Genomic DNA, 8,882 nt, shown 5'->3' on the forward strand with positions numbered 1-8,882 from the left:
GCGCAGGAGTCGCTGCGACAGGCCGCGGTCGCCGAGGCGATGCGTCGGCGCGCCGAAGAGCTGCGCCCGCCGTCGATCACGCCGGGGCGCGTCGCGACGGCCCGTGGAGGCCTGTCCGACGATGCCGAGATCGAGGCGCACGTCCGCGAGCTGCTCGCGCGCCGCGCCGTCGGTCAGTGATCGGTCACGCGGCGTAGAGCACGCGTCCGCCTCCCAGCAGCAATTGCCGCGGTGGCGTCCGCACGAGGGCGTCCATCGGGTTCTCCGCGTCGAGCAGCACGATGTCGGCGCGCGAGCCCTCCACCAGGTCGTGCACGGCGAGCCCGGCGAATCGGCCGCCGTCGCGCGTGGCGATCTCGACGACCCGGCGCAGGTCCTCGTCGCGGACCAGGCTCGATGCGCGCGCGTACTGCCACGCGATGCCGAGCAGATCGCCGGTGCCGTAGGGGCTCCAGAGGTCCCGGATGCCGTCGGTGCCGAGGGCGAAGCGCACCCCGGCGGCATCGAATTCGTGCAGCGAGAGCYGCGGCAGTCGCAGCGGTGCGACCGTCGTCATGGTGATGTCGAGTGCCGCCATCGCCTGCAGGAGGTCATGGCGGCGGCGCGCATCGACCTGGGCGATCGCGAAGCCGTGCGCGATGTTGACCTTGCCGTGAAGGCCCAGTCGCTGGGTCCGCTCGATGATGAGCTCGAACTGGAAGGCGCCGAGCTCGGCCGGGTCGTGCAGGTGGATGTCGATGCCGGTGCCGAACTCCGCGGCGAGACCGAAGACAGCGTCGAGCTGACCCACCGGGTCGCGGTCGATGCTCGCCGGGTCGATCCCGCCGAGGTGGTCGACGCCTCGGCGGGCGGCCTCGCGCATCATGTCGAGCACGCCAGGGCGCCGGAGGACGCCATCCTGGGGGAAGGCGATGATCTCGACAGTGAGGGCACCGTCGTAGGACGCTGCGGCCTCGCGCACGGCGTCGATGGCACGCAGCCCGGCATCGGGATCGACATCCACGTGCGTACGGATGGTCGTGGTGCCGTGGCGGACGAACTCCGCCAGCACGCGCTTCGTGATCTCGGCGCTCGGGTAGCCGAACTCGCCTCGGCGTGCGCGATCGTGCCGGATCCTGCCCTCCGTGCCGCCCTCTCCGCCGTAGGACTGCCAGGGGAAGCCGAACCATGTCATGTCGATGTGGGCGTGGGCGTTCACGAAGCCGGGCAGCGCGAGCAGACCCCGCCCGTCGATCTCACCCGGCTCGAGCGGACGCTCTGAGACGGGCTCGATGGCGCTGATCTCGCCCGCTGCGGAGATGCGGATGTCGCGCGCAGCGTCGCCCCACGGGCGGATGTTGCGGAGGGCGGACGAGGGCGGTGGGGGAGTGGTCACCCTTCGATCCTGGCCGCTCCCGGGCGGGTTCGCACCGCCCTCGCACGATTCGGAGGGGCCCTGGCTGCGTGATAACCTATCGGAGGTTCATGGGCCTGTGGCGCAGCTGGTAGCGCACCTCGTTCGCATCGAGGGGGTCAGGGGTTCGAGTCCCCTCAGGTCCACCAAATCCGAGAAGAGCACCCTCCGGGGTGCTTTTCTCGTTTGCGGGCCGTGCGATTCGAAGTCACCCGATTCGGACGGCGCTCCGGCCGTGCGACCCCGTACGGCGATAGGCTCCGGGCCATGAAGAACTGGCTCGTGATCGTCATCCTCGCCGTCTCGCAGTTCGTGATGGTGCTCGACAGCACCGTGATGAACGTCTCCATCTCGCAGGTGGCGTCGGACCTCGGCACCACGATCACGGGCATGCAGGCCGCGATCACGTTCTACACGCTGACCATGGCGGCGTTCATGCTRACCGGCGGCAAACTCGGCGACAAGCTCGGCCGCGGCCGGGCGTTCAAGATCGGCGCCGTCATCTACGGGATCGGCTCGCTCATCACGGGCCTCAGTCAGAACCTCGGGATGCTCCTGTTCGGCTGGTCGCTCGTCGAGGGTCTCGGCGCGGTCCTCGTCATCCCCGCGATCGCCGCGCTCGCCGCTATCAACTACACCGGCAAGGCGCGGGTCGCGGCCTTCTCCATCCTCGGTGCGGCGACCGGACTCGCGGCGGCGGCCGGTCCGCTCATCGGCGGGCTCGCCACGACCTACGCGTCCTGGCGCTTCGTCTTCTTCGGCGAGACCGTGATCATGATCTTCGTGCTCATCTTCGCGGGCCGGATCAAGGACGTTCCGGCGACGCCGTCGCTCAAGATCGACATCCCGAGCGTGATCCTCTCGGCGGGCGGCATGGCGCTGCTCGTCTTCGGCGTGCTGCAGTCCAAGACGTGGGGCTGGTTCACGCCGCTCATCTCGCCCGAGATCAACGGAGTCGAGATCGCCCCGCTCGGGGTCTCGCTCGTGACGTACCTGATCCTCCTCGGCATCGTCGTGCTGTGGCTGTTCCTCCGGCGTCAGCGCAAGCTCGAGGATGCCGGCCGCAACCCGCTGCTGAAGGTGAGCCTGCTGTCGATCCCCGCGCTGCGGAGCGGCCTGGCCGGGTTCCTCGTGCAGTACTTCGCGATCGCCGCGCTCTTCTTCGTGATCCCCGTCTACCTGCAGACGATGCTCGGCAACAACGCGCTCGAGACGGGCCTGAAGATCCTCCCGCTGTCGGCCGGCCTCGTGCTGTGCTCGATCGTCGGCTCGTGGCTCACGCAGCGCCGCTCCGCGAAGTACATCGCCCGGGCAGGTCAAGCCACGATGGCCGTGGGCCTGTTGATCGTGCTGGTCTCGATCCAGCCGGAGCTCTGGGACTGGGCGTTCGCGATCGGCATGTTCGTGATCGGCGCCGGCTTCGGCCTGCTCGCCTCGCAGCTCGGCAACGTCAACATGTCGGCCGTCTCGAAAGAGGACACGTCCGAGGTCGGCKGCCTGCAGGGCACGTTCCAGAACCTCGGTTCGTCGTTCGGCACCGCGATCGTCGGCTCGGTGTTCATCCTCCTGCTCGGGTCGGGGTTCTCGGCGGCGGTGCAGTTGAACGACAAGGTGACACCGGAGGTGCAGAGCCAGGTGACTCAGGTGCTCGCCGAACAGGGTGTGCCGATCATCTCCCAGGGCGAGGCCGAGCAGATCGTCCTCGACGCAGGTGCCGACCCCGCGGTAGCGACGGCGGTCGCCCAGGACTACGCGGACTCGCAGGTAGAGGCGCTCAAGCAGGCGCTGTTCATCGTCTTCGCACTGCTCGCGGTTTCGCTCATGCTCGCCCGCAACCTCCCGGCCGAGGTGGTCGCCAAGCCCGAAGAAGAAGAGGACGAAGCGCCGGTCGCCGAGACCGCCTGACCTCCACTCGCCGCAGACGCGCGAAAAGCGGATGCCTCGACCCGGCCGGGTCGAGGCATCCGCTGTCCGTCTGCTAGACCTTCGCGAGCTCGCGCGCCCGGAGGTCCTTGCGGAGGATCTTTCCCGAGGTGGACTTCGGGATGGCGTCGATGAACTCGACCCGGCGCACCTTCTTGTGCGGCGCGACCTGTGCGGCCAGGAACTCCATCACCTCGGTCTCGGTGAGCCCGGAGTCAGGCGCGGCGACGATGAACGCCTTGGGGATCTCCTGCTTGTCGTCGTCGAGCACGCCGATCACGGCGACGTCCATCACCTGGGGGTGACCGAGCAGCAGAGCCTCGAGCTCGGCGGGCGCGATCTGGTAGCCCTTGTACTTGATGAGCTCCTTCGCGCGGTCGACGATCGAGAAGTAGCCGCCCTCGTGGTAGACCGCGATGTCGCCGGTGTGCAGGAACCCGTCGGAGTCGAGGGTCTCGGCCGTCGCCTCCGGGTTGTTGAGGTAGCCGAGCATCACGTTCGGGCCCTTGATCCACAGCTCGCCGGGCAGCGTCTGACCGTCAGCGCCGAACTCGGTGATCTCCTCGCCGGTGGCCGTGTCGATGAGCTTGCACACCTCGTTCGGCAGCGTCTCGCCGACCGAGCTGACCGGCACATCGTGGCGCCGGTAGTTCATCGCGTGCGAGACCGGGCTGAGCTCGCTCATGCCGTAGCCCTGCAGCATCCGGGCGTTGATGCGCCGACCGGCGATCTCGGCGGTCTCGCCGTCGAGGGGAGCAGCGCCCGAGAACACGGTGTGCACGCTCGAGATGTCGAACTGGTCGACGATCGGGTGCTTCGCGAGCGCCACCGCGATCGGCGGGGCGATGTAGAGATAGGTGCACTGGAACTTCTGGATGTTCGTGAGGAACTCCACCAGATCGAACTTCGGCATCGTCACCAGGCTCGCGCGCTTGCGCAGCGCGAGGTTCAGCAGCACCGTCATGCCGTAGATGTGGAAGAACGGGAGCACCGCGAGCACGCGATCCTCGGCAGTGAGGTCCATGTTGGGTACGCACTGCTGCACGTTGGCGACGAGATTGCGGTGGCTGAGCATGACGCCCTTGGGGATGCCGGTGGTGCCCGACGAGTAGGGCAGCACCGCGACGTGAGTCGCCGGGTCGAAGCTCACGTCCGGTGCGGGGCTCTGCTCGGTGAGCAGTTCGCGCAGGTTCGGGTGCCCTTCGGCGCCGTCGAGCACGATCAGGTGGTCGTCGGCGATGCCGACCGCCGCCGCGGCCGCCTTGGCCTGGGGGAGCAGCGGCGAGACGGTGATGAGCCAGGTCGCCCCGGCATCCCGCAGCTGCTTCTCGATCTCGCCCGGGGTGTACATCGAGTTGATCGTCGTGACCGTGGCGCCGGCGCGCAGGATGCCGTGGAACACGGTCGCGAACGCCGGCACGTTGGGGCACAGGAGGCCAACGACCGTGTCGAGGCCCACACCGCGGACGGCGAGCGCCCCGGCGAAGGCGGACACCTGGGCGCGCAGGGCGCCGTAGGTGGTCTCAGCCCCGGTCGACGGGTCGATGAGCGCGACGCGCGCGAGCTCCGCGTCGTCGAGGCTGCCGAAGAGGTAGTCGAAGATCGAGACGTTCGGAATCTCGACATCAGGGTACGGGCTGTTGAACATGGCGTCTCCTTTGAGCCAGAAGCGTTGTCGCCGATGCGACTCGGTGTCGGCAATTATGACACCGAGTCGTACCGGACCAGACCAGAACGGCGGTGGATCAGGTCAGGGCGTGCTCGCGCGCGGGCGCGTCCTGGCGCTGCGCGCTCGTGAGCCGCTCGGCGGCGAGCCGCTCGGCGGCCTCGAGCGGGGTGACGCTGCGGGCATCCGATTCGGCGAACACCCGCCGCAGCGTGTCGCCGATGCCCGCGACGCGGTGCATGACCTCCGCACGGGTGCCGATGCGCTTGGCGACGAGGTCGAGGTAGATCACACCGCCGGCGTTCACGACGAAGTCGGGGGCGTACAGGATGCCGCGACCCGCGAGACGGGCTGCGCCCGAGTGATCCGCCAGTGGGTTGTTCGCCGGGCCGCACACGGCCTTGGCTTCGAGCGCGTCGATGACGTCGTCGGTGAGGAGGCCGCCGATGCCGGCCGGTACGAACAGATCGGCCGGGACCAGGTGCTCGGTGCCCGGGACAGCCCACTCCGCCCCGAGGTCGAGGGCGAGGTCGCGCTTGGCGGCGTTGACGTCGGTGACCGTGAGGAAGGCTCCTTCGGCTGCCAGTCGCACCGCGAGTCGGCTGCCGACCTGGCCGAGCCCGGAGATCGTGATGCGACGCCCCGCGACATCCGCGACCCCGGTGATCTTCTCGAGGGTCGCGCGCACCGACTCGTACACGCCGAGGCTCGTCGGTCCGGCGGGCTCGCCGGAGCCGCCGACGGCATCGGGGAGCCCGACGACGTGCTCGGTGCGTTCGCTGACGACCAGCATGTCGTCGGTGGTCGAACCGACATCCTCCGCCGTCCGGTAGAGGCCGTGCAGCGACTCGACCGCGTCGCCGAGGTCGAGGAACGCCGCCCGTCGCCGTTCGGCGTCGAGGACCGTGCCCTCGGGAAGGGCGATCACGGACTTGCCGCCGCCCGCGTCGAGGCCGGCCGCCGCGTTCTTGAGCGTCATGGCGGCGGAGAGCCGGAGGGCGTCGCCGAGGGCGTCGCTCCAGTGCGGGTAGGTCCACAGGCGCGCGCCGCCCAGGGCRGAGCCGAGCGCCGAGGAATGCAGGGCGACGGTGATGCAGAGGCCACTGCGGCTCCCGGTGATCACCTCCACACGCTCGTGGGTGAAGTCGGGCAGGGGCAGGGTGTGCGTCATCGCATGCTTCCTTCGGCGGGCCTTGTGGGCTGTGCTCTGCGGTGCCGCGGCTTTGCGGCGTCCGTTCCTCCATTGTGCGCCTTCCGCGCAGTGAGAGCGATAGAGGAATGTATTCCGTCGTGCGCATGCGTGTGTCGACATGTCTCGTCATCTGAACTCGGGTCCTTGCCGTCCCCGGCATGCCGGGTGTAGACAGACGATTGGCGGCTTGCGGTTACTGTGGTCGTCAGTATTTCTTGGGGGAAATGCGTGGATCTGCCTCGCTGGGGAGCGCTGACCAATGCCGGTCAACGCGTTTCCCGCGCGCGATCGACGGTGACCCTCCTGGCGCTGGTCGTCGTCACGGCCCTGACGATTCAGTTCGCAGCGGCTCCCGCGGTGACCGCGGTTTCGAATACGTCCGCGCTGACCGCGACCCAGGTCGGGGCATCTCCCGTCGCGCATCGGATCACCACGACGATGCTCAACCGCGCGTTCGCGCGGGCCAGCGCCGAGTGGCAAGCCGCCGGCGTCGACACCACGGGTATCACGGCGCTCATCGCGGAACTGCCCGGCCGCACGCTCGGGCAGACCTCGGGCCGGACGATCCGCGTCGACATCGACGCGGCCGGCTGGGGCTGGGGCCGCATGAGCCTCATCTCGGTGCTGCGCCATGAGATCGGCCACGCGGTCGGCCTCGCCCACTCGCACCACGGCGTCATGCGGGAGGTGCTCGCACCCGGAGCGACGCTGCGCGTCGATGCCGCGGACGCGACCCACGCCGGGGGAGCCCCCGTCGGCGGGGCGCTTCTCGCACCGCTCGAGGTCATCGATGACACGTCGCCGACTCCCGCTGACGTATCGGCACCGGCGCCGATCGAAGAAGCCGCACCGGTGGCCGAGCCGGTTCCGGCGCCCGAACCGATCCCGGCGGCCGACCCTGTGGCGGCACCCGAGCCTGTGCCGGCACCCGAGCCGGTTCCGGCGGCTGAGCCCGGTTCGACTGACGAGGGCGTGGCCGCCGAGGCATCCGTCCCCGTCGACGAGACTCCCGCGGACGCGGCTGCGGACAGCACAACCGCTGACGCGGCGATCGAGTCCGCTCCCACCAGCCCCGCCGGGGGCCTTGTCGCGTCGGTCACCGGCATCGACTTCGGCTCCGTGCAGCCCGCGCTCGGGGGCACGCAGACCTTCGTCCTGACCAACACGGGCACCGACGCGGTCGCCCTGAGCACTCTGCTCGCCGACCTGCTCGACGACCCCACCGGGGCGTTCGAGATCACCGGACTGCCCGAAATCCTGCTGCCCGGTGAATCCGTCACGGTCACCGTCACCGTTCGGCCCGGCGCCGCCGGGCCGCGGACCGCGACTTTGACCCTTCCTGGTGTCGAGCCCATCCCGCTCTCCGCCGTGCTGACGAGATGGAGCCTCGAAGGCGACGTCGCCGTCGCCACCGCGGGCGACAGCTTCGATCACCGCCTGGTCTTCATCGACGGCCGCCTCGAACTGGTCAGCCTCTCGAACGCCGGCGACATCGACGCCACCGCGGATGCCGCGACGGTCGTCGTGCGTGGCGGCGGGGTCGCCGATCGATTCCTTCTCGACGGGGATGCCGGCGGGCGCAGCGTGCGCATCTCGGGCGGCGGCGGCTCCGACACCCTCGCCGGTCCGTCCGGCGACGTCACCTGGCAGATCACCGGCGACGGAGCCGGCACGGTCGCGGGCTTCGCCTTCGACGGATTCGAACAGCTCGTCGGCGCCTCGGACAACCAAGACGTGTTCGACTTCTCCGCTGATGGTCGGCTCGCCGGCGTGATCGACGGCGGTGCAGGTGGATTCGACACGCTGGTGCTGGATGCCGCACGAAGAGCTGTTCGCGCCAAAGCGTACGACCCGCACTCCGGAGTCATCACCATCGGCGGTGTCCGGTATGTCTATGCGGGGCTCGAGCCCATCGACTTCAGCGGCATCACAGAGATCGTGGTGGAGGGCACCGCCGGCGACGAAGTCATCACGGTCGCTCCGCACGCGTCGACGCCGGGCTGGCTCACGGTGACCGCTCCCACCTCTGAGACTCTCAACTTCGCAATCCCGACGATCTCGCTGACGATCGACGGCCTCGGGGGTATCGACACGGTGCTCGTCACCGGTGCCATCAACCTCGGCAGCGCGGTGTTCACCGCGATCGCCGAGACCATCGAGGTTCAGGCCGGCGCGCACCTGTCCTCGACGGGCGATGTCTCGCTCACCGCCCGCTCGGACTCGACTGTCGCATCCGTCGTCGGAGCGGTCGCCCGAGTCGCCGGGCACGTGACGGGTCGAAACGTCCTGGTCAGCGCGGCCGCAGCGCAGCACGTCGCCCACAGCGGGGTCGTCGGTGCCGCGATCACCACCATCACCCTCGCGTCCTCGGCGCTGGCCGAAATCGTGGCCGGAGCCGAGATCGATGCCGCGACGCTTCGCGTCATCGCCACCACCGACGTCGTCCTCGACTTCGACGGGACCGTGACCTCGATCATTCCCCTGGCAGCGGGCGTCGTCTCGTTCACCGACTCCCGGATCAACGTGAACGCCACGAGCTCCACCCAGGCGCACGTCCGCTCCGGGGCGACGGTGCGGCTGAGCGGCAGCGGGCCCGCGTCGCCGACCGTGCCGGAGACCGGGCTGGTGTCGGCAGCCGACTCCACCCACCTCGTCGTCGCTCTCCAAGATGGCACGGCGTCAGCGATCCACACGCTGCTGACCAACCC

5 protein-coding genes, 1 tRNA gene and 1 pseudogene are annotated in these 8,882 nt (G+C 69.4%); 4 read left to right on the plus strand and 3 right to left on the minus strand.

Annotation, left to right across the window (positions count from 1 at the left end; translation table 11 throughout):
- Window positions 1-180, plus strand: a pseudogene (locus tag AC1DVT_RS14975) (large exoprotein); the annotation flags it as partial.
- Window positions 181-184: 4 nt separating this feature from the next.
- Here AC1DVT_RS14975 and AC1DVT_RS14980 read toward each other — a convergent pair.
- Entirely contained in the window at window positions 185-1,375 is a 1,191-nt protein-coding gene (locus AC1DVT_RS14980; RefSeq protein ID WP_477389818.1) for an amidohydrolase family protein, read from the minus strand.
- 91 nt (window positions 1,376-1,466) lie between these two features.
- Between AC1DVT_RS14980 and AC1DVT_RS14985 the strand changes: the two genes are divergently transcribed.
- Together AC1DVT_RS14985 and AC1DVT_RS14990 are read left to right on the plus strand one after the other, a co-directional pair.
- Window positions 1,467-1,542 (plus strand) — tRNA-Ala (locus AC1DVT_RS14985).
- A gap of 118 nt (window positions 1,543-1,660) precedes the next feature.
- On the plus strand, window positions 1,661-3,298 hold the full coding sequence (locus AC1DVT_RS14990; protein WP_477389819.1) for an MFS transporter: 1,638 nt from the start codon (window positions 1,661-1,663) through the stop codon (window positions 3,296-3,298).
- A 73-nt stretch (window positions 3,299-3,371) separates the two neighbouring features.
- Here the strand turns inward: AC1DVT_RS14990 and AC1DVT_RS14995 are convergent, their stop codons facing one another.
- Window positions 3,372-4,964, minus strand: coding sequence for an AMP-binding protein (locus AC1DVT_RS14995; RefSeq protein WP_477389820.1), 1,593 nt, complete (start codon window positions 4,962-4,964; stop codon window positions 3,372-3,374).
- Window positions 4,965-5,061: 97 nt separating this feature from the next.
- On the minus strand, window positions 5,062-6,153 hold the full coding sequence (locus tag AC1DVT_RS15000) for a Glu/Leu/Phe/Val dehydrogenase family protein (RefSeq protein WP_477389821.1): 1,092 nt from the start codon (window positions 6,151-6,153) through the stop codon (window positions 5,062-5,064).
- Window positions 6,154-6,402: 249 nt separating this feature from the next.
- Between AC1DVT_RS15000 and AC1DVT_RS15005 the strand changes: the two genes are divergently transcribed.
- Window positions 6,403-8,882, plus strand: a 2,480-nt coding sequence (locus AC1DVT_RS15005; RefSeq protein ID WP_477389822.1) for a choice-of-anchor D domain-containing protein, incomplete at its 3' end; no start/stop codon positions are given.

It is taken from the genome of Microbacterium sp. P2_F9, assembly GCF_056403635.1.

Coding starts and splice junctions, on each gene's coding strand:
- AC1DVT_RS14995 (WP_477389820.1), bottom strand. CDS start 4,964: ATGTTCAACAGCCCGTACCCTGATGTCGAGATTCCGAACGTCTCGATC.